We start from the raw sequence: 18,668 nt of genomic DNA, 5'->3' as shown, positions 1-18,668 counted from the left end.
ACGGCTTCAGCGCTGCGCGGGCAGCAGCGCCTCGAGTGTTTCCAGCGTATCGGCCTCGTCCACCGGCTTGTCCTCGCGCCAGCGCAGCATGCGCGGAAAGCGCACCGCGATGCCGCTCTTGTGGCGCGGGCTGCGGGCGATGCCCTCGAAGCCCAGCTCGAACACCAGCGTCGGCTTGACGCTGCGCACCGGGCCGAAGCTCTCGATGGTGGTCTTGCGGATCACCGCGTCGACGCGGCCCATCTCGGCATCGGTGAGGCCCGAATAGGCCTTGGCGAAGGGCACCAGCTTGCGCTCGGCATGTTCGGGGGAGCCGTCCCAGACCGCGAAGGTGTAGTCGCTGTAGAGGCTGGCGCGGCGGCCATGGCCGCGCTGCGCGTAGATCAGCACCGCGTCGATGCTCAACGGGTCGATCTTCCACTTCCACCAGGTGCCCACGTCCTTGGTGCGGCCCACGCCGTAGTGCGCGTGGCGCTGCTTGAGCATCATCCCCTCGACGCCCATCGCGCGCGCGGCCTCGCGCTGGCGCGCCAGGTCGGCCCAATCGGCGCCTTCGAGCATCGGGCTCGCGATGAGTTGCGGGTGCCGCACTTGCGCGATCAGCGCATCGAGCCGCTGGCGGCGTTCCTGCTGCGGCTGCATGCGCAGGTCACGGCCTTCCCATTCGAGCAGGTCGTAGCCCAGCAGAACCACCGGGATCTCGCGCAGCAGCTTGGGCCCCAGCGTCTTGCGGCCGATGCGGCGCTGCAGCTCGGCGAAGGGCTGTACCTGGTCTTCGCGCCACACCACGATCTCGCCGTCGAGCACCGTGCCGTCGGGCAGCGCCTCGCCCATCAGCGCCAGCTCGGGAAAGCGGTCGGTCACCAGTTCCTCGCCGCGCGACCACAGCGACACCACGCCCGCGCGCTTGACCAGCTGCGCGCGGATGCCGTCCCACTTCCATTCGACGATCCAGTCCGAGGGCGGGCCGAGGACCGCATCGAACTGTTCCAGCGGCAGGTTGAAGGGGTGCGCGAGAAAGAAGGGATAGGGCTGGCCGCTGGTCTTCTGGTTGAGTTCGCTGTCGTTCTCCGGGGCGATCAACCCCGCATAGTCGGCCGCGCTCGGCAGGCCGCCGATGTGGGTGTAGCCCATGAGCCGCTGCGCGACGCGCTTGGGGTCGAGCGCGCCCACCGCCGCCAGCGCCTGCGTGACCTGCAGCCGCGACACGCCCACGCGGAAGCTGCCCGTGATGAGCTTGAAGTACACCAGCCGCTCCTCGAGCGCGAGCTGCGGCCACTGCGCGCGCAGCGCGGCCGTGAGCGCCTCGGGCGGCAGCTTGCGCAGCGGCAGCAGGCGCTGCGTGATCCAGGCTGCGAGGCCGAGTTCGTGCGTCTCGGTGGGCGGCGGCAGCAACAGCGCAATGGTCTCGGCCAGGTCGCCCACCGCTTCATAGCTTTCGTCGAACAGCCACTCGGGCAGGCCCGCGGCCTCCTGCGCGAGCAGGCGCAGCAGCTTGGTCGGCACCAGCTGGCGCGGCTTGCCGCCGGCCAGGAAATAGACGGCCCAGGCGCTGTCCTCGGCCGCGGCCGTGCGCAGGTAGCGCTGCAACGCGGCCTGCTTGGCCAGGCTCGAGGTGGTGGCGTCAAGCTCGCGGTACAGCGCGGCGAAGGCCTTCATGCCGTTGCTCCTTCCCCCTGTGGGGGAAGGCCGGGATGGGGGCTCGCGGCCTCCCCATCGCGCACCACCGTCGAAGCAGCCGGCGCCTCCTCGCCATCCTCCTCCCCATACGCCGTCTGGAAGCCCTGCGCCTCCAGCCCGTTCTCCGTGAGCCAGCGCACCAGCACCGCCACGCTGCCATGGGTGACGAACACGCGCTCGGCGCCGGTGCCCGCGATCGCGCGCTGCAGCCCGGGCCAGTCGGCGTGGTCGCTCATCACGAAGCCGCGGTCCACACCACGGCGCCGGCGCGTGCCGCGCAGCTGCATCCAGCCGCTGGCGAAGGCATCGACATAGCTGCCGAAGCGCCGCATCCAGGGCGTGCCCTGGGCCGAAGGTGGCGCCAGCACCAGCGCACGCTTGAGCAGCTGCGCATCGACGCCGGGGTCGCTCACGCGCAGCGTGGGCGGCAGCGCCACGCCGGCCGCGCGGTACACCGCATTCAGCGGCTCGACGGCGCCGTGCACCACGATCGGCCCGATGCCCGCATCGACGCCGTGCAGGATGCGCTGCGCCTTGCCGAAGGCATAGCAGAAGAGCACCGAGGCGCGCCCCTCGTCGGCATTGCGGCGCCACCAGTCGTTGATTTCCGCGAACAGCACCGCCTGCGTGGGCCAGCGGTAGATCGGCAGGCCGAAGGTCGACTCGGTGATGAAGGTGTCGCAGGGCACGGGCTCGAAGGGCGTGCAGGTGCCGTCGGGCTCGGTCTTGTAGTCGCCCGAGGCCACCCACACGCGGCCGCCGTGTTCGAGCCGCACCTGCGCCGAGCCCAGCACATGGCCGGCCGGGTGCAGCGAGATGCGCACGCCAAGGTGTTCGATCGCCTGGCCGTAGGGCAGCGTCTGCAGCGGGATGTCGGCGCCGAGCCGCGTGCGCAGCGTGCCCTCACTGTCGGTGTGTGCAAGGTAATGGCCATGGCCGACGCGCGCATGGTCCGAATGCGCATGCGTGATGACGGCCCGGTCCACGGGCCGCCAGGGGTCGATGTAGAAGTCGCCGGGCGGGCAATAGAGGCCCTCGGGCCGCGCGATCACCAGGTCGTCGGCGCGCGGGGCGGAGGAGGCGGAAGACGGCGAATCCATGGGCTGCAATCGTAGGCCGCCCGTCGACGGACGCCGCCGACGCGGCACCGCGAAACGCTGTGGGCAGGAACCTACGCACGGATCGCGCGACGCCTGCCACACTCCGGTTCGCCCGTGCGTCCACCCAGCCCCCACAATGGGCGGGATTGCGTCCGCAACGAAGACGCTCGCCCCCCTCCGAAAGCGCTTGTCCTTGCCCTGCCGTGATGTTCACCCGCCATGCCTGAAATCATCGTGAGCCCTCGACTGAAGCGCCTGCGTTGGGCGCTGGGGTCGCTCAAGCTGCGCATCACCATCGGCGGCATCGCGGCGCTGGTGCTGGGCATCGGGCTGATCGCGGTGCTGCTGATCACCCGCGCCGAGCAGGACACGCTGCGGGCGGAGCGCCAGCGCGAGATCAGCGAGGCCGCGCGCACCGCGGCCCTGCTGTCGCGCCGCGTGGTCGGGCTGCAGCGCGCGCTGCAGGCGGTGGCCTTCCGGCTGGATCCCGCGACGCTGGCCGACGACACGGCCATCGCGCGCTTCTTCGAGGGCCAGCCGGTGCTGCGCAACATGTACAGCAACCTCTTCGTGGCCACGGCAGCAGGCGAGATGCGAATCTACGCGGACGAGACCGGCATCAGCCGCCCGCGCATCGACCTGGCCGACCGCGACTACTTCCGTCGCACCTTGCAAGAGGGCCGGTCCATGGTGTCGGAGCCGCTGCCCAGCAAGGTCAGCGGCGAGCCTGTGATCGTGCTGACGCAGCCGGCACGCAGTGCCGAGGGCGTCTACGCGGTGCTTGGCGGCTCCTTGCGCCTGAGCGGCCGCGACCTGCTCGACGGCCTGGTCGATGCACAAGGCAACGAGGCCTCGGCGATCGTGGTGGTGACCGACGAGCACGGCCGCGTGCTGGCGCATCCCGACCGCCGCCGGATCATGACGCTGCTGTCGGACGATGCGCGGCTGAGCCAGGCCTTTGCCGCCTGGGTGGCCCACGGTTCGCCGGTCGAACCCCAGGGGCTGGTGTTGCCGCAAACTGGCGAAGTGGTGAGTGCCGCGGGCGTGCCCGGGCCCGACTGGATGGTCTGGCGCACACGCGCAGAAGCGGAGCTGCTGGCGCCCTTGCGCGATGCGCGCAAGGATGCGCTGATCGGCGCGATCGCGCTGATCGCCTTGCTGTCGGCTGCCATGCTGCTGTTTCTCTGGCGGCTGCTGCGGCCGCTGACCTTGCTCGAACATCGCGCCCAGCATCTGTTCGACGGCCTGCTGCAGCCGCAGGCCGGCTGGCCCGTGGCCTCGGGCGAGATCGGCAGCCTGAGCCGGGTGCTGCGGCGCGTGGGCATCGAGCGCGCCACGCTGGAAGAACAGAACGCCGAGGTGCTGGGCCGGCTGGGCTCGGTGATGGGCGCGGCACCGATGGGCATCGCCTTCGTGCAGGGCTCGAAATTCGAACTCGTCAACGCGGAGTTCTGCCGGCTGATGGCAGGCACCCAGGAGGACCATCTGGCCCGCACGGTGCGTGCGCTGTTCGGCTCCGACGAAGACTTTGCGGCCTTTGCCGCGCACGAGCAGGCCGCCTTCCGGGCCGGACTCTCGTATGCCGGCGAATGGCAGTTGCTGCGTTGCGACGGCACGCGCTTCTGGGCCGCCCTGCGCAGCAAGCCGGTCGACGACGTGGACCGCGCGCAGGGCACCATCTGGACGCTCAACGACATCGAGGCCCAGAAGGCCGCGCGCGAGCAGCTCGAATGGTCGGCCACGCACGACCCGCTCACCGGCCTGGCCAACCGCAAGGCCTTTGCGCTGCAGGCGCAGCGCCTGGTCGGCGCGCTGCCGCGCTCGCTGCCGGCTGCGCTGGTGTTCATCGACCTCGACCGCTTCAAGCCGGTCAACGACACCGCGGGCCACCTGGCCGGCGACCTGATGCTGCTGACCGTGGCGACCGCCATTGCCTCCTGCGTGCGCGCGGGCGACCTCGCGGTGCGCATGGGCGGCGACGAGTTCGCGCTGCTGCTCGAGCGCTGCCCGCATGCAACGGCCATGCGCATTGCCGACGATGTGCGGCGTGCCATCAATGCCGTGGCGCTGCCCTGGGAGCAGGGCATGCTCCGCGTCGGTGCGAGTGCGGGCGTGGCCAGCCTGCACGCGGACACGGCCTCGGTCGATGCCTGGATCGAGGCGGCCGATGCAGCCTGCTATGCGGCCAAGGCCGCGGGGCGCGACACGGTGCGCTCCGCGCCCGGCGAGATCGCCTGATTCAGCGCGTCGCGACGGCGTTCACCACGCCGTCCACTTGGCCTCGCTGGCCGCCGAGGCCACCGTGCGTTCGATGAAACGCACGCCGCGCGCGCCGTCTTCCACGCGCGGATAGTCGGCCGCCAGCGGATCGGCCGCCACGCCTTCCAGGCGCGCACGCAGGTCCGCGACCACGCCCGCATAGACGTTGGCGAAGGCCTCGATGAAACCCTCGGGATGGCCGCTGGGCAGCCGGCTCGCGCGCTGCGCCGCCGCGTGCAGCCAGGGCGAGCCGCGCGTGAGGATGCGCTTGGGGCCGTCGACCGGGTGGTGCACCAGCTCGCTGGGCTGCTCCTGCCGCCAGTCGAGCGTGCCCAGCGTGCCCGACACGCGCAGACGCAGGTCGTTCTCCAGGCCGGTGTTGATCTGCGAGGCCACCAGCACGCCACGCGCGCCGTTCGAGAAGCGCAGCAGCAGGTTGGCGTCGTCGTCGAGCGCACGGCCCGGCACCAGCGCGCCGAGGTCGGCGCACAGCTGCGCGATCTCCAGGCCGGTGACGGTGGCGATCAGGTTCTCGGCATGCGAGCCGATGTCGCCGATGGCGCCCGCCGCCCCGCTCTTCGCGGGGTCGGTCCGCCAGCCGGCCTGCTTGTTGCCGCCGGCCTCGAGCGCCGTCGCGAGCCAGCCCTGGCTGTACTCGACGATCACCTTGCGGATCTCGCCGATCTCGCCGGCGCGCACCATGGCGCGCGCCTGGCGCACCATCGGATAGCCGCTGTAGTTGTAGGTCACGCCGAACACCGTGCCCTGGCGCGCGACCGCGCGCACCAATGCATCGGCCTCGGCCTGGGTGTGCACCAGGGGCTTGTCGCACACGACATGGAAGCCGGCTTCCACGAAGGCCTGTGCCACCGGGAAGTGCACATGGTTGGGCGTCACGATGACGACGAAATCGATGCGCTCGTGCGCGGGCCGCTGCAGCTCGTCGGCCAGCAGCGCCTGCCAGTCGCCATGGTTGCGCGCCTCGGCCAGGAACAGGTCGCGGCCCGAGGCACGCGCCTTCTCGGCGTTGGACGACAGCGCGCCGGCCACCAGCTCGCACTGGCCGTCCAGCGCGATGGCGTGGCGGTGCACCGCGCCGATGAAGGCATCGCGGCCGCCGCCGACCATGGCGTAGCGCAGCTTGCGAAGAGGCATATCGGTCATCAATCCTGGAGGTTCTGGTATCTGGCTCCCTCTCCCCAAGGGGAGAGGGAGAAAGCCGCCGTCAGAACGGCGAGTCGGGGTGGTAGAAGTCCTTGGCGTTGTCCTTGGTGATCAGCACCGAAGGAATGATCGTCGTGGCCGGCAGCTTCTCGCCCTTGAGGCGCGCTTCGGCCGTGAGCTTGATCGCGTCGTAGATGAACTTGGGCGAGTAGCTCACGTCGGCGCCGATGCGCTTGTCCTTGCCGTCCAGGATGGTCTTGACCATGGCCTTGGCGCCCGCGCCGCCGAACACGATCTTGATGTCTTCGCGCTTGGCCTGCTCGATGGCCTTCAACACGCCCACGGCCATGTCGTCGTCGGCGGCCCAGATGGCGTCGATCTGCTTGAAGCGCGTCAGGTAGTCCTGCGTGACCTTGAAGGCATCGTCGCGGTTCCAGTTGGCGTACTTGGCGTCGAGCAGCTTGACGTCGGGGTTGGCCTTGAGCACCGCGTTGAAGGCGTCCATGCGTTCGTTGTCGAGCGTGGTCGCGATGCCGCGCAGTGCCACCACATTGCCCTTGCCGCCCAGCGTCTTCACGATGTACTCGGCCGGGATGCGGCCGAAGGCGGTGTTGTCGCCGGCCACGTAGGCGTCCTGCGCGCTGGTGTCGGTCAGGCCGCGGTCGACCACGGTCACGTAGGCGCCCTTGGCCTTGACCTGGGCCACCGGCTTGGTCAGCGCGGCCGACTCGAAGGGGAAGATCACCAGCGCGTTGATCTTGGTCACGGTCGTGAAGTCCTGCAGCTGGTTGGCCTGTTCGGGCGCGCCGCTGGCGGTCTTGATCGTGATCTTCAGGTCCTTGTGTTCCTTCTCCAGGTCCTTCTTCGCCTGGTTGGCCCAGTAGTTGATGCCGCCCATGAAGCTGTGCGTGGCGGCCGGGATCGACACGCCGAGGTTGACCTTCTCCGCGGCCATGGCGGGCATCAAGGCCAGTGCGGCGGCGGCCGCGATGGCGCCGAGTGCGATGCGTTTCGTGTGTTGGAAGCTCATGCTTTTGTCTCCTGTGATGAAAACGGATGGAACGGACGGGAAATGGAATCGATCAACGCCGGCCGCGCTGCAGGAACGCGACGATGATGATCACGAAGCCCTGCACCGCCGCGTTGAGGTACACGCTGATGATGCTGGTGAGGTTCAGGATGTTGCTGATGACCGAGAGCAGGATCGCGCCGATCACGGTGCCGGTGATGCTGCCCGCGCCGCCCTTCAGCGCGGTGCCGCCGACGATCACCGCGGCGATGGCTTCGAGCTCCCACAGCAGGCCGGTGGTCGGCGAGGCCGAGCCCAGGCGCGGCACGTAGAGCAGCGTCGCGATGCCCACGCACACGCCCAGCAGCACGTAGGTCAGGATCTTCACGCGGTCGACGTCGACGGCCGCGTAACGGGCCACCTGTTCGTTCGAGCCGATGGCCTGCACGTAGCGGCCGTAGGCGGTGCGGTTGAGGATCACGCCACCGATCACCGCCACGATGAAGAAGACCCAGACCGGCACCGGGATGCCCGCGAGGCTCGCGTAGTAGACCGGCGCGTAGAGGTCCGACAGCTCGTTGTCGAGCGTGAGCGCGCCGCCGTCGGCGAAGTAGGTCAGGTAGGCGCGGAAGATGCCCAGCGTGCCCAGCGTGACGATGAAGGGCTCGATGCGGCCCTTGGTGATCAGCAGGCCGTGCGCGAGCCCGAACATCGCGCCCAGCACCACCGCCAGCGCGGCGCCCAGCATCACGGCCATCAGCGGCGAGCCCGTGGCCGGGCCGGCCCAGTTGATGAACATGATCACGCTGCCTGCGATCAGCGCGGCCATCGAGCCCACCGACAGGTCGATGCCGCCCGAGATGATCACGAAGCACATGCCGACCGCGATGATGCCGATGAAGGCGGTGCGCGTGAGCACGTTCATCGCGTTGTCGACGGTGGCGAAGTCGCCGTTGAGCAAGGTGCCCGCGATGCACAGCAGCACCAGGCCGATGATCGGCCCCAGCCCGTGCAGGCGCGCGGCCCAGCCGGGTTTGGATTCGGCGCGGTGGGCGGCGGCCTCAGGCGTGGGCGTGTTGTTCATTGGCGGCTGTTCCGGTGGCATGGGCGATGAGCTCTTCTTCGGTGAGATGGTCCGCGTCCAGGGTCGTGACGAGCCTGCCCGCACGCATCACCGCGACGCGGTGGCACAGGCCGATCAGCTCCATGAGCTCGGACGAGACGACGATCACGGCCAGCCCCTCGCGGGCCAGTCGCTGGATCAGGAAATAGATGTCGCGCTTGGCGCCCACGTCGACACCGCGCGTGGGCTCGTCGAGCACCACCACCTTGGGCCGCGGCTGCAGCACCTTGGCCAGCGCGAGCTTCTGCTGGTTGCCGCCCGACAGCGAGGAGGCACGCGCATCGAGGTCGCCGGTGCGGATGCCATAGTCCTTCACCGCCTCGGCCAGCGCAGCGCGCTCGGCATCGGGCTTGAGCCAGGGCTGTGCATAGCGCTCCAGCGCCATCAGCGTGAGGTTCTGGCGCAGGCCGAAGTGCACGTGCAGGCCCTTGCCCTTGCGGTCTTCGCTCAGGTAGGTGAAGCCGTGCCGTGCCGCGTCGCGCGGGTTGCGCAGCGCCACCGGCCGGCCCAGCATCTCGACCGTGCCGCTGCCCGGACGCAGGCCCATCAGGCCCTCGAACAGTTCGGTGCGGCCCGCGCCGACCAGGCCGGCGAAGCCCAGGATCTCGCCGGGGCGCACCTCGAAGCTCGCGTCCTGGGCCCAGCCGGGCACGCTGAAGTGGCGCACCTGCATCGCGGGCGCGACGTCGCGCACCACGGCGTCGCGCGGCGGGTAGAGGTCGGCCAGCTCGCGGCCCACCATCAGGTTGGCCATCTGGTGGCGCGTGACCTCGGCCGTGAGCGAGCGCGTGACGAAGCGGCCGTCGCGCATCACGATCACGTCGTCGGTCACCTGCTCGACCTCGTCGAGCTTGTGCGAGATGTAGACGATGGTCACGCCGTCGGCACGCAGCTGCGCGATCAGCTTGAAGAGCCGCTCGGTCTCGCCGGGCGTGAGCGTGGCGGTGGGCTCGTCCATGATCAGCAGCCGCGCGCGGCGCGCGATGGCCTTGGCGATCTCGACCAGCTGCTTCTCGGCCACGATCAGGCGGCGCACCTTGGTGCGCGGATCGACCTGCAGGCCGACGGCCGCGAGCGCGGCGGCGGCGTCGCGCTCCATCGCCGCGTCGTCGAGCAGCCAGCCTTTCAAGGAATCGCCGGGCCGCCCCAAGCTTCCTTGCTCCCCTCGGGGGACGGCCGCCTTGAAAAGGCGGCCAAGGGGCGACATTTTCTTTTCATGGCCCAGGAAGATGTTCTGCGCGACGCTGAGGTCTTCCGCGAGATTGAACTCCTGGTGGATCAGCACGATGCCCAGCGCCTCGGCATCGCGCGAGCTCGCGAACTGCTGCGGCTGGCCGTTGATGTGCAGCACGCCGCCCGTGGGCTGCTCGTAGCCCGCGAGGATCTTCATCAGCGTCGACTTGCCCGCGCCGTTCTCGCCCAGCAGGCCGTAGACGCGGCCGGGCTCGAGCGCGAAGCTCACGCCGTGCAGCACCTGCACCGGGCCGAAGGCCTTGACGATCTGGTCGAAGGCGACGGCCACGCCGGCCTTGCCCGTGCTCTCAACGCTCATGGTGCGATCCCCCTGACCTTCAGTGTTTCCTGCATGGCGAGCGCGCCCGCCCCGATGAGCCCGGCCTGCGGGCCCAGCGGCGTGTACTGGATCTCCAGGTGCCGCGTCGACAGCGCCAGCGAACGCTGGTAGACGCTCTGCCGCACGGCCGCGAGGAACAGCGGGCCGATGTGCGTGATGCCGCCGCCGATGAACACGTGCGACGGATTGAAAAAGTTGACCACCGACGCCAGCATCTGGCCCAGCAGGTTGCCCGCGCGCTGGATGATGCCGTTGGCCGCGGCGTCGCCGGCCCGGCCCGCGTGGCCCACATCGACGGCGTCGAGCCGGCCCTGGGTGCGCAGGCGCTCGGCCAGCATCTCGCTCTCGCCGGCCTCGGCGGCCTGCACCGCCATGCGCGTGATCGCCGGGCCCGCGGCCATCACCTCGACGCAGCCGACGTTGCCGCAGTGGCAGCGCGGGCCTTCCTGGTCGACGCAGATGTGGCCCACGTCGCCGGCCGAACCGGCCGCGCCGCGGTAGACCTCGCCGTGCACCACGATGCCGCAGCCGATGCCGGTGCCGACCTTGATCACGAGGAAGTTTTGCAGCGAGCGCTTCAGGCGCCAGAGTTCGCCCAGCGCCATCAGGTTGACGTCGTTGTCGACGAAGACCGGCGCCGTGTAGTCCTCGCGCAGCGCGTCGCGGATCGAGAAGCCGTCCCAGGCCGGCATCAGCGGCGGATTGACCAGCTGGCCGATCTGGAAGTTGACCGGCCCCGGGACGCCGATGCCGATGCCCATCACCTGCTTCGCGCCATGGCCGCAGCGGGCCAGCAGCTCGCGCATCAGCACGCGCACACGGGCCAGCACCACGCCCGGGCCCTGGCGCACGTCGGTCGCTTCGGTGTGCTGCGCCAGCGGACGCAGGTCGGGGCCGAGCACCGCGATGTCGAGGCTGGTCGCGCCGATGTCGATGCCGATCAGCACGCCGAGCGCATCGTTGAGCTGGAGGTTCTCGGCGCGGCGGCCGCCCGAGGAGCGCTGCAGGCCGGCTTCGGCCAGGAGCCCCTGCTCGACCAGGCCGGCGATCAGGCCGTTGGCCTTGCTCTTGGAAAAGCCCAGCCGTTCGGCCACGCCATGGCGCGAGCCGCCGGACGACCAGAAGGTCGTTTCCAGCACCTGCATCTCATCGGCAGTGAGCCCGCTCCAGCGTTCCAAGTCTTGTCTCCGTCTTGCTTCCGGCATCGGTGGCTGGAAGATGGCGAATACTAGTGGGGCGGCTTCAGCCGGACAAGGTCCAACTTAGAACATATTCAGACCGAAGTCGACCAGACGAGAAAAAAGCCGCCCGAAGGCGGCTGTCTCACGCGACCTGCGAAAGGCGCGTTACCTCTTCTGGCGGTACTTGCGCAGCGCAGCGATCTGCGCGGCCATCACGGCCAGTTCCGACTGCGCCATCGCGATGTCGATGTCGCTCTTGGCGTTCTTCAGCGCTTCTTCGGCGGCGGCCTTGGCGGCGTTGGCCTTCTCGTCGTCGAGGTCCTTGCCGCGGATCGCGGTGTCGGACAGCACGGTGACGCTGTTCGGTTGCACTTCCAGGATGCCGCCGGCCACGAAGACGAATTCCTCGTTGCCGTCGGCCGTCTCGATGCGCACGGCCCCCGGGCGGATGCGTGTGATCAGGGGCGTGTGGCGCGGGTAGATGCCGAGCTCGCCGGCTTCACCGGGCAGCGCGACGAAGCGTGCTTCGCCCGAGAAGATCGACTCTTCCGCGCTGACCACGTCGACGTGAATGGTGTTGGCCATCTGATTTCCTTAGGTTGAAGAAGTGGAGCAAAGCAGGCAGCCGGTCGTCGGGAGTGGCGCCGCGCGAAACCGTACCGGAGCACGGTGAGCACGGCCACGAAGCCTGGCGGTCGGCTGCGAAGCCTTAGGCCATCTTCTTCGCCTTTTCGAAGGCTTCGTCGATCGTGCCGACCATGTAGAAAGCCTGTTCCGGCAGGTGATCGGCTTCGCCGTTCACGATCATCTTGAAACCACGGATGGTTTCCGACAACGGAACGTACTTGCCCGGCGCGCCGGTGAACACTTCAGCCACGTGGAAGGGCTGCGACAGGAAACGCTGGATCTTCCGGGCGCGGGCCACGGCCAGCTTGTCGTCGGGAGCCAGTTCGTCCATGCCCAGGATCGCGATGATGTCGCGCAGTTCCTTGTAGCGCTGCAGCGTGCCTTGCACGGCGCGGGCCACGTTGTAGTGCTCTTCGCCGACCACGTTCGGGTCGAGCTGGCGCGAGGTCGAGTCCAGCGGGTCCACGGCCGGGTAGATGCCCAGCGAAGCGATGTCACGCGACAGCACCACGGTCGAGTCCAGGTGGGCGAAGGTGGTGGCAGGCGACGGGTCGGTCAAGTCATCCGCAGGGACGTACACGGCCTGGATCGAGGTGATCGAGCCGACCTTGGTCGACGTGATCCGCTCTTGCAGACGGCCCATTTCCTCGGCCAGCGTGGGCTGGTAGCCCACGGCGGAAGGCATGCGGCCCAGCAGTGCCGACACTTCGGTACCGGCCAGCGTGTAGCGGTAGATGTTGTCCACGAAGAACAGCACGTCACGGCCTTCGTCGCGGAACGACTCGGCGATGGTCAGGCCGGTCAGCGCGACGCGCAGACGGTTGCCCGGGGGCTCGTTCATCTGGCCGTAGACCATGGCCACCTTCGACTCCTCGAGCTTCTCGAGGTTCACGACGCCGGAGTCGGCCATCTCGTGATAGAAGTCGTTGCCTTCGCGGGTCCGTTCGCCCACACCGGCGAACACCGACAGACCCGAGTGAGCCTTGGCGATGTTGTTGATGAGTTCCATCATGTTCACGGTCTTGCCCACGCCGGCGCCACCGAACAGGCCCACCTTGCCGCCCTTGGCGAACGGGCACACCAGGTCGATCACCTTGATGCCGGTTTCCAGCAGGTCTTGCGAGGGCGACAGTTCGTCGTACGCAGGTGCCTTGCGGTGGATCGAAGCCGTGACTTCCTGGCCGACCGGGCCGCGTTCGTCGATGGGCGCGCCCAGCACGTCCATGATCCGGCCGAGCGTGGCCTTGCCCACGGGCACGGTGATCGGGGCTTGCGTGTTCGTGACCATCAGGCCGCGACGCAGGCCGTCCGACGAACCGAGGGCAATGGTACGCACCACGCCGTCGCCGAGCTGCTGCTGGACTTCCAGCGTCAGCGCCGAACCTTCCATCTTCAGGGCGTCATAGATCTTCGGCATCTGGTTGCGCGGGAATTCCACGTCGACCACGGCACCGATACATTGAACGATCTTGCCTTGCACTGCATTGGCTTGAGCCATCATCTGCTCCAATTAATTTTTGAATCTGGGTGACGTCGAGGAAGCCTCAGACGCCGGCGGCCGCCGCAGCGCCCGACACGATTTCCGACAGCTCTTTGGTGATGCCGGCCTGGCGGGTCTTGTTGTAGACCAGCTTGAGTTCGGCGATCACGTTGCCTGCGTTGTCGGTCGCGGCCTTCATGGCCACCATGCGCGCCGAGTGCTCGGACGCCATGTTCTCGGCCACGGCCTGGTAGGCCAGCGACTCCACATAGCGCACCAGAAGTTCGTCGATCACGCTTTCCGCGTTCGGCTCGTAGATGTAGTCCCACGAATGCTGACCCGGCTCGACCTTCAGCGATTCAGCGGCCAGCGGCAGCAGTTGCTCCACCGTCGGCTCCTGCTTGATCGTGTTGATGAACTTCGTGTAGCAGAGATACACCGCCGAGAGCTTGCCTTCCGCGTAAGCGTCGAGCAGGGTCTTGACCGGACCGATCAGCTTGTCGAGATGCGGCGTGTCGCCCAGCTGGGTGACATGCGCGACCACGCGGGCGCCGATGCGGTTGAGAAAACCCAGACCGCGTCCGCCGATCGCCACCGTCTCGACGGCCTGGCCGGCGGCCTGCGCTTCGCGCAGGCGCGCCGTGACCGCGCGCAGCAGGTTGGTGTTCAACCCGCCGCACAGGCCCTTGTCGCTGGTCACCACGATGAAGCCGATCGCCTTCGCGTCGTTCGTCTTCATGAACGGGTGCACGTACTCGGGGTTCGCCTGACCCAGGTTCGCCGCAATGGTGCGGATCTTCTCGCTGTACGGGCGCGCGGCGCGCATGCGCTCCTGCGCCTTGCGCATCTTGGACACCGAGACCATTTCCATGGCCTTGGTGATCTTCTTGGTGTTCTCCACCGATTTGATCTTGCCGCGGATTTCCTTACCGGCTGCCATAGATGCTCCTTAAGCCTTGGTGTCGAGCGCCATCAGGCGAACGACTTCTTGAACGTCGTGATGGCAGCGGTCAGTTCAGCCTCGGCGTCCTTGTCGAGCGCCTTGGCCTTCTCGACCTTGTCGAGCAGCGCAGCGTGGCTGGTCTTCAGGAACTGATGCAGACCGTGTTCGAAGGGCAGAACCTTCTTGATGTCCAGATCGTCCATGAAGCCCTTGTTCACCGCGAACAGCGTGGCACCCATCAGCGAGATGGGCAGCGGGCTGTACTGGGCCTGCTTGAGCAGTTCGGTCACGCGGGCACCGCGGTCGAGCTGCTTGCGGGTGGCTTCGTCCAGGTCGGAAGCGAACTGCGCGAACGCAGCCAGTTCACGGTACTGGGCCAGGTCGGTACGGATACCGCCGGACAGGCTCTTGATGATCTTCGTCTGGGCCGACGAACCCACGCGCGACACCGAGATACCGGCGTTGATGGCGGGGCGGATACCGGCGTTGAACAGCGAGGTTTCCAGGAAGATCTGGCCGTCGGTGATCGAGATCACGTTGGTCGGCACGAAAGCGGACACGTCGCCGGCTTGCGTTTCGATGATCGGCAGTGCCGTCAGCGAACCGGTCTTGCCCTTGACTTCACCCTTGGTGAAGGCTTCGACGTAGTCGGCGTTCACGCGAGCGGCGCGCTCGAGCAGACGCGAGTGGAGATAGAACACGTCGCCGGGGTAGGCTTCGCGGCCTGGCGGGCGGCGCAGCAGCAGCGAGACCTGGCGGTAGGCCACGGCCTGCTTGGACAGATCGTCGTACACGATCAGGGCGTCTTCACCGCGATCGCGGAAGTACTCGCCCATCGTGCAGCCCGAGTAGGCCGACACGTACTGCATGGCCGCCGATTCGGAAGCCGAAGCCGCCACGACGATGGTGTAGTCCATCGCGCCGGCTTGTTCCAGTGCGCGCACCACGTTCTTGATCGACGAAGCCTTCTGGCCGATCGCGACGTAGACGCAGGTCACGCCCTGGCCCTTCTGGTTGATGATCGCGTCGATCGCCACGGCGGTCTTGCCGGTCTGGCGGTCGCCGATGATCAGTTCGCGTTGACCGCGGCCGATCGGCACCATGGAGTCGATCGACTTCAGGCCGGTCTGCAGGGGCTGGTCGACGGACTTCCGTGCGATCACGCCCGGTGCGACCTTTTCGATCACGTCGGTCATCTTGGCGTTGATGGGACCCTTGCCGTCGATCGGCTGGCCCAGTGCGTTCACCACGCGGCCGATGAGCTCGGGGCCGACCGGCACTTCCAGGATGCGGCCCGTGCACTTCACGGTGTCGCCTTCGGAGATGTGCTCGTACTCGCCCAGAATCACGGCGCCGACCGAGTCGCGCTCGAGGTTCAGCGCCAGGCCGTACGACGGCGTGCCGTCGGCGGTGGGGGTGAACTCCAGCATTTCGCCCTGCATCGCGTCCGACAGGCCGTGCACGCGCACGATGCCGTCGGTCACCGACACCACGGTGCCCTGGTTGCGAATGTCAGCGCTGACACCAAGACCCTCGATACGGCTCTTGATCAGTTCGGAAATTTCTGCGGGATTGAGTTGCATGACTCTTTCCTTCTTTCAATAAATGGGGCCAACCGCCTCGCCGCATCAAGCGGTGAGCGCTGCTTTCATTTGCTCGAGACGCGCCTTGACGGACGTGTCGAGGACTTCATCACCCACCACGGCGCGGATGCCGCCGATCAGCGACGGATCCAGTTCGACCCGCGTGTTCAGCTTGCGGCCGAAACGGCGCTCCAGCGACTCGGCGACGGTCCGCAGACCGGCTTCGTCGATGGGAAAGGCGCTGTAGACCACGGCATCCGAAGCGCCGCTCTGGGCGTTCTTCAGAAGACGGAACTGCACAGCGACTTCGGGCAATGCGGCGAGTCGACCGTTGTCGATCACGGTACGCAGGAAGTTCTTGCCGTTCTCCGGCAAGCCCTTCGACACGAAACCGGACACCAGGTCGAACACCTGTTCGGGCACGACCTTCGGGTCGGCGGCGAACTGCAGCAGTTGCGGATTCCCGGCGACGGCGGCGAGCTGGTCGATCCAGCCGGCCGTGCCTTCGAGGTCACCCGCCGAAGCCTTGAACAGCGCTTCGGCGTACGGACGGGCGATGGTGGCGAGTTCGGCCATGTCGTCCTCAGAGCTCGGTCTTCAGGCGGTCGAGCAGGTCGGCGTGGACGCCGGCATTGACTTCCTTGCGGAGAATCTGCTCGGCACCCTTGACGGCCAGCGCGGCGACTTGCTCGCGCAAGACCTCACGGGCACGCACCGATTGCTGTTCGGCTTCGGCCTGTGCGGCGGCCACGATCTTGTTGGCCTCCACGGTGGCACGGCCCTTGGCCTCTTCGACGATTTGCTGGGCGCGGCGCTCAGCGTCGGCCAACAGGTTGGTCGTCTCATGACGAGACTTCACCAGTTCCTGCTCGACGCGCTGGTTGGCCGAAGCGAGTTCCGCCTTGGCCTTCTCGGCGGCCGCCAGGCCCGCGGCGATCTTTTGTGCACGGTCATCCAGCGCCTTCGCGATGGGCGGCCACACGAATTTCATCGTGAACAGCACCAGCAGCAGGAAGACGATGGCCTGAACGAACAGGGTCGCGTTGATACTCACGGCAACACCTTTCTAGAGTGGCGTTGAACGGGACTTACTTGGGCAGGTTGGCCAGGAAGGTCGCGGCAAACGGATTGGCGAAGGCGAACAGCAGGGCGATGGCCACACCGATCAGGAAAGCAGCGTCGATCAGACCGGCCAAGATGAACATCTTGGTTTGCAGGTCATTCATCAGTTCGGGCTGACGTGCCGACGATTCGAGGAACTTGCCGCCCATCAGTGCGATACCGATGGAAGCACCGATCGCGCCGAGACCGACGATCAAACCACATGCCAGAGCGACGAGACCGAGAATGTTTGCCATGATGACTCCTTAGATTACAGATTGAAAGCGAAAAGAAAAACGGAAAGCGAAGCGGTAACCAGGCCTAGTGGCCCTCATGCGCCTGACCCAAATAGATGAGTGTCAGCATCATGAAAATGAATGCCTGCAGCGTGATCACCAGGATGTGGAAGATCGCCCAGACGGTTCCGGCAATGATGTGCCCGATAGGCAGCAGCACTCCCGAGAACGAAGCTGCCATCGCACCACCCATGAGCGCGATCAGCATGAAGACGAGTTCGCCGGCATACATGTTGCCGAACAGCCGCATGCCGTGCGAGACGGTCTTGGCAAGGTATTCGATGACCTGCATCAGCAGGTTGATGGGCCACAGCACGGGGTGCGCGCCGAAGGGTGCCGTGATCAGCTCGTGGCCCCAGCCGCCCAGGCCCTTGACCTTGATGCTGTAGAACAGGCACAGCAGCAGCACGGAGGTCGACAGACCCAGCGTGGTCGAGAGGTCGGCGGTCGGCACGACACGCATGAAGGCGTGGTGCGGGTCGCCGCCCGAGGCTTCGTGGAACTTGGCCCACAGCGCCGGCAGCAGGTCGACCGGCAGCATGTCCATGGCGTTCAGCAGGAAGATCCAGACGAACACGGTCAGCGCGAGCGGTGCGATGAACTTGCGGCTCTCCGCGTTGCGCACGTTGGCCTTGGCCTGGCTGTCGACCATCTCGACCAGGATCTCCACGGCGGCCTGGAAGCGGCCGGGCACGCCGGCGGTCGCCTTGCGCGCGGCGAGCCACAGCACGAAGCAGCCGATCATGCCGATCGCCAGTGCGTAGAGCACCGAGTCGAGGTTGATGACGTTGAAATCAACGATCGCCTTTTGCGTGACCGGCTCGAGATTCCAGTTCACCTGCCAGTGCTGCAAATGGTGAACGATGTATTCACTCGCGGTCGGTGCGTGTCCTTCTGCGGCCATCTTTCAGCGTCTCTTTAAAGAATCAATCCGGTTCAACAATCTGGGCCGCACCACAAGGGCCACCCAGTACATTTTCAGCGCCGCCACGACGCCCAACAGCATCGCCAGCCAGCTCAGGTTGCCGATCACCCAGGGCGCCGCCGCCAAAAAGGCAATGGTCAGCGCCAGCTTGATCAGCTCCCAGACAAAAAATCTCAGCATCGCGGCCGATGCCGGCGCATCCTGTGATGCACCCCTCCTCGTACCCGCGAAGACACCCCGGACAAACAACGCCGCCGGGATGGCCACCGCCAATGCCCCGTAAAGTGCGGACATGCCGACCACCGGCCGACCCGTCCAACCCCAGCCGATGCCCGCCACGACCAATCCTGCGACCACCTGGGCCACGATCACCCACCAGGGCGAAGGTTCGGGATTGGCTTCACGCAGCTGCTGCGCCTGTTCGGCGGTGAGCGGCTTGAAATCGGAGTCTTCGACATCCATCTCGGATTCAGGAGTGCTTGTCGTCATTGGAATGTGCACCGCCAGTCACCGAAGGCTGCTGAATTTTACAAAGCCATTGATTATAAGTAAAAACCCCTCCCGTTCCGCCATGACCAAGCAGGTCAGCAGGGAACTTCACGTGCTTGACACACTCGCCTTCCT

Annotated in this window: 17 protein-coding genes; 1 reads left to right on the top strand and 16 read right to left on the bottom strand. The window is 67.2% G+C overall.

Translation table 11 applies throughout. The features are described 5' to 3' along the window. Positions 1–6: 6 nt before the first annotated feature. Both K0H49_RS01295 and K0H49_RS01290 read right to left on the bottom strand, forming a co-directional pair. Positions 7–1,659: an ATP-dependent DNA ligase gene (locus K0H49_RS01295; RefSeq protein ID WP_219209336.1), complete on the bottom strand. Its 1,653-nt coding sequence runs from the start codon at positions 1,657–1,659 to the stop codon at positions 7–9. Continuing rightward, positions 1,656–2,780, bottom strand: a complete 1,125-nt coding sequence (locus K0H49_RS01290; RefSeq protein ID WP_219209335.1) for a ligase-associated DNA damage response exonuclease — start codon at positions 2,778–2,780, stop codon at positions 1,656–1,658. The genes K0H49_RS01295 and K0H49_RS01290 overlap by 4 nt, the downstream gene beginning before the upstream one ends. Before the next feature lie 234 nt (positions 2,781–3,014). On the opposite strand from K0H49_RS01290, the gene K0H49_RS01285 reads away from it, so the two are divergent. After that, positions 3,015–5,018 (top strand): sensor domain-containing diguanylate cyclase, encoded by a 2,004-nt coding sequence (locus tag K0H49_RS01285; RefSeq protein ID WP_219209334.1) that lies wholly within the window; start codon positions 3,015–3,017, stop codon positions 5,016–5,018. A gap of 21 nt (positions 5,019–5,039) precedes the next feature. Here the strand turns inward: K0H49_RS01285 and K0H49_RS01280 are convergent, their stop codons facing one another. From K0H49_RS01280 to K0H49_RS01215, 14 genes are all read right to left on the bottom strand, one after another. After that, the gene (locus tag K0H49_RS01280; RefSeq protein ID WP_219209333.1) at positions 5,040–6,203 is read right to left on the bottom strand and encodes a Gfo/Idh/MocA family protein; all 1,164 of its coding nucleotides are present in this window, start codon (positions 6,201–6,203) and stop codon (positions 5,040–5,042) included. Between the two features lie 61 nt (positions 6,204–6,264). Continuing rightward, positions 6,265–7,167 carry a substrate-binding domain-containing protein gene (locus tag K0H49_RS01275; protein ID WP_257624551.1) on the bottom strand — a complete coding sequence of 301 codons (903 nt, stop codon included), beginning with the start codon at positions 7,165–7,167 and terminating at the stop codon, positions 6,265–6,267. A gap of 118 nt (positions 7,168–7,285) precedes the next feature. Continuing rightward, positions 7,286–8,317: an ABC transporter permease gene (locus K0H49_RS01270; RefSeq protein WP_219209331.1), complete on the bottom strand. Its 1,032-nt coding sequence runs from the start codon at positions 8,315–8,317 to the stop codon at positions 7,286–7,288. Next, a complete protein-coding gene (locus K0H49_RS01265) occupies positions 8,274–9,887 on the bottom strand; it encodes a sugar ABC transporter ATP-binding protein (RefSeq protein WP_219209330.1) in 1,614 nt (537 codons plus the stop codon). The genes K0H49_RS01270 and K0H49_RS01265 overlap by 44 nt, the downstream gene beginning before the upstream one ends. Beyond that, positions 9,884–11,053, bottom strand: coding sequence for an ROK family protein (locus tag K0H49_RS01260; RefSeq protein WP_219209393.1), 1,170 nt, complete (start codon positions 11,051–11,053; stop codon positions 9,884–9,886). The genes K0H49_RS01265 and K0H49_RS01260 overlap by 4 nt, the downstream gene beginning before the upstream one ends. A 201-nt stretch (positions 11,054–11,254) precedes the next feature. Beyond that, positions 11,255–11,674, bottom strand: coding sequence for a F0F1 ATP synthase subunit epsilon (locus K0H49_RS01255; RefSeq protein WP_219209329.1), 420 nt, complete (start codon positions 11,672–11,674; stop codon positions 11,255–11,257). A 124-nt stretch (positions 11,675–11,798) separates the two neighbouring features. Continuing rightward, positions 11,799–13,214: a F0F1 ATP synthase subunit beta gene (gene atpD, locus K0H49_RS01250; protein ID WP_219209328.1), complete on the bottom strand. Its 1,416-nt coding sequence runs from the start codon at positions 13,212–13,214 to the stop codon at positions 11,799–11,801. Positions 13,215–13,260: 46 nt separating this feature from the next. Continuing rightward, positions 13,261–14,136: a F0F1 ATP synthase subunit gamma gene (gene atpG, locus K0H49_RS01245; protein ID WP_219209327.1), complete on the bottom strand. Its 876-nt coding sequence runs from the start codon at positions 14,134–14,136 to the stop codon at positions 13,261–13,263. 32 nt (positions 14,137–14,168) lie between these two features. Then, positions 14,169–15,722, bottom strand: coding sequence for a F0F1 ATP synthase subunit alpha (gene atpA, locus K0H49_RS01240; RefSeq protein ID WP_219209326.1), 1,554 nt, complete (start codon positions 15,720–15,722; stop codon positions 14,169–14,171). A 45-nt stretch (positions 15,723–15,767) separates the two neighbouring features. Continuing rightward, positions 15,768–16,298, bottom strand: a complete 531-nt coding sequence (locus K0H49_RS01235) for a F0F1 ATP synthase subunit delta (RefSeq protein ID WP_219209325.1) — start codon at positions 16,296–16,298, stop codon at positions 15,768–15,770. A 7-nt stretch (positions 16,299–16,305) separates the two neighbouring features. Beyond that, on the bottom strand, positions 16,306–16,776 hold the full coding sequence (locus tag K0H49_RS01230) for a F0F1 ATP synthase subunit B (protein WP_219209324.1): 471 nt from the start codon (positions 16,774–16,776) through the stop codon (positions 16,306–16,308). A gap of 34 nt (positions 16,777–16,810) precedes the next feature. Continuing rightward, positions 16,811–17,080 carry a F0F1 ATP synthase subunit C gene (gene atpE, locus K0H49_RS01225; protein ID WP_140844704.1) on the bottom strand — a complete coding sequence of 90 codons (270 nt, stop codon included), beginning with the start codon at positions 17,078–17,080 and terminating at the stop codon, positions 16,811–16,813. Positions 17,081–17,144: 64 nt separating this feature from the next. Beyond that, entirely contained in the window at positions 17,145–18,023 is an 879-nt protein-coding gene (atpB, locus tag K0H49_RS01220; RefSeq protein WP_219209323.1) for a F0F1 ATP synthase subunit A, read from the bottom strand. A gap of 3 nt (positions 18,024–18,026) precedes the next feature. Beyond that, positions 18,027–18,506, bottom strand: a complete 480-nt coding sequence (locus K0H49_RS01215) for an ATP synthase subunit I (RefSeq protein WP_374122292.1) — start codon at positions 18,504–18,506, stop codon at positions 18,027–18,029. Positions 18,507–18,668: the final 162 nt, after the last annotated feature.

The sequence above is a fragment of the Variovorax boronicumulans genome, from assembly GCF_019352895.1.
GTDB classification, from domain to species: domain Bacteria; phylum Pseudomonadota; class Gammaproteobacteria; order Burkholderiales; family Burkholderiaceae_C; genus Variovorax; species Variovorax boronicumulans_A.
Note: the sequence above shows the minus strand (reverse complement) of the source record. Positions and strands in the feature narration are given on the sequence as shown.

Excerpts from the sequence above, each read along its gene's own strand:
- K0H49_RS01295 (WP_219209336.1), bottom strand. The coding sequence starts at position 1,659 with ATGAAGGCCTTCGCCGCGCTGTACCGCGAGCTTGACGCCACCACCTCG.
- K0H49_RS01290 (WP_219209335.1), bottom strand. The coding sequence starts at position 2,780 with ATGGATTCGCCGTCTTCCGCCTCCTCCGCCCCGCGCGCCGACGACCTG.
- K0H49_RS01280 (WP_219209333.1), bottom strand. The coding sequence starts at position 6,203 with ATGACCGATATGCCTCTTCGCAAGCTGCGCTACGCCATGGTCGGCGGC.
- K0H49_RS01275 (WP_257624551.1), bottom strand. The coding sequence starts at position 7,167 with ATGCCCGCCATGGCCGCGGAGAAGGTCAACCTCGGCGTGTCGATCCCG.
- K0H49_RS01270 (WP_219209331.1), bottom strand. The coding sequence starts at position 8,317 with ATGCCACCGGAACAGCCGCCAATGAACAACACGCCCACGCCTGAGGCC.
- K0H49_RS01265 (WP_219209330.1), bottom strand. The coding sequence starts at position 9,887 with ATGAGCGTTGAGAGCACGGGCAAGGCCGGCGTGGCCGTCGCCTTCGAC.
- K0H49_RS01260 (WP_219209393.1), bottom strand. The coding sequence starts at position 11,053 with ATGCAGGTGCTGGAAACGACCTTCTGGTCGTCCGGCGGCTCGCGCCAT.
- K0H49_RS01255 (WP_219209329.1), bottom strand. The coding sequence starts at position 11,674 with ATGGCCAACACCATTCACGTCGACGTGGTCAGCGCGGAAGAGTCGATC.
- atpD (WP_219209328.1), bottom strand. The coding sequence starts at position 13,214 with ATGGCTCAAGCCAATGCAGTGCAAGGCAAGATCGTTCAATGTATCGGT.
- atpG (WP_219209327.1), bottom strand. The coding sequence starts at position 14,136 with ATGGCAGCCGGTAAGGAAATCCGCGGCAAGATCAAATCGGTGGAGAAC.
- atpA (WP_219209326.1), bottom strand. The coding sequence starts at position 15,722 with ATGCAACTCAATCCCGCAGAAATTTCCGAACTGATCAAGAGCCGTATC.
- K0H49_RS01235 (WP_219209325.1), bottom strand. The coding sequence starts at position 16,298 with ATGGCCGAACTCGCCACCATCGCCCGTCCGTACGCCGAAGCGCTGTTC.
- atpE (WP_140844704.1), bottom strand. The coding sequence starts at position 17,080 with ATGGCAAACATTCTCGGTCTCGTCGCTCTGGCATGTGGTTTGATCGTC.
- atpB (WP_219209323.1), bottom strand. The coding sequence starts at position 18,023 with ATGGCCGCAGAAGGACACGCACCGACCGCGAGTGAATACATCGTTCAC.
- K0H49_RS01215 (WP_374122292.1), bottom strand. The coding sequence starts at position 18,506 with ATGGATGTCGAAGACTCCGATTTCAAGCCGCTCACCGCCGAACAGGCG.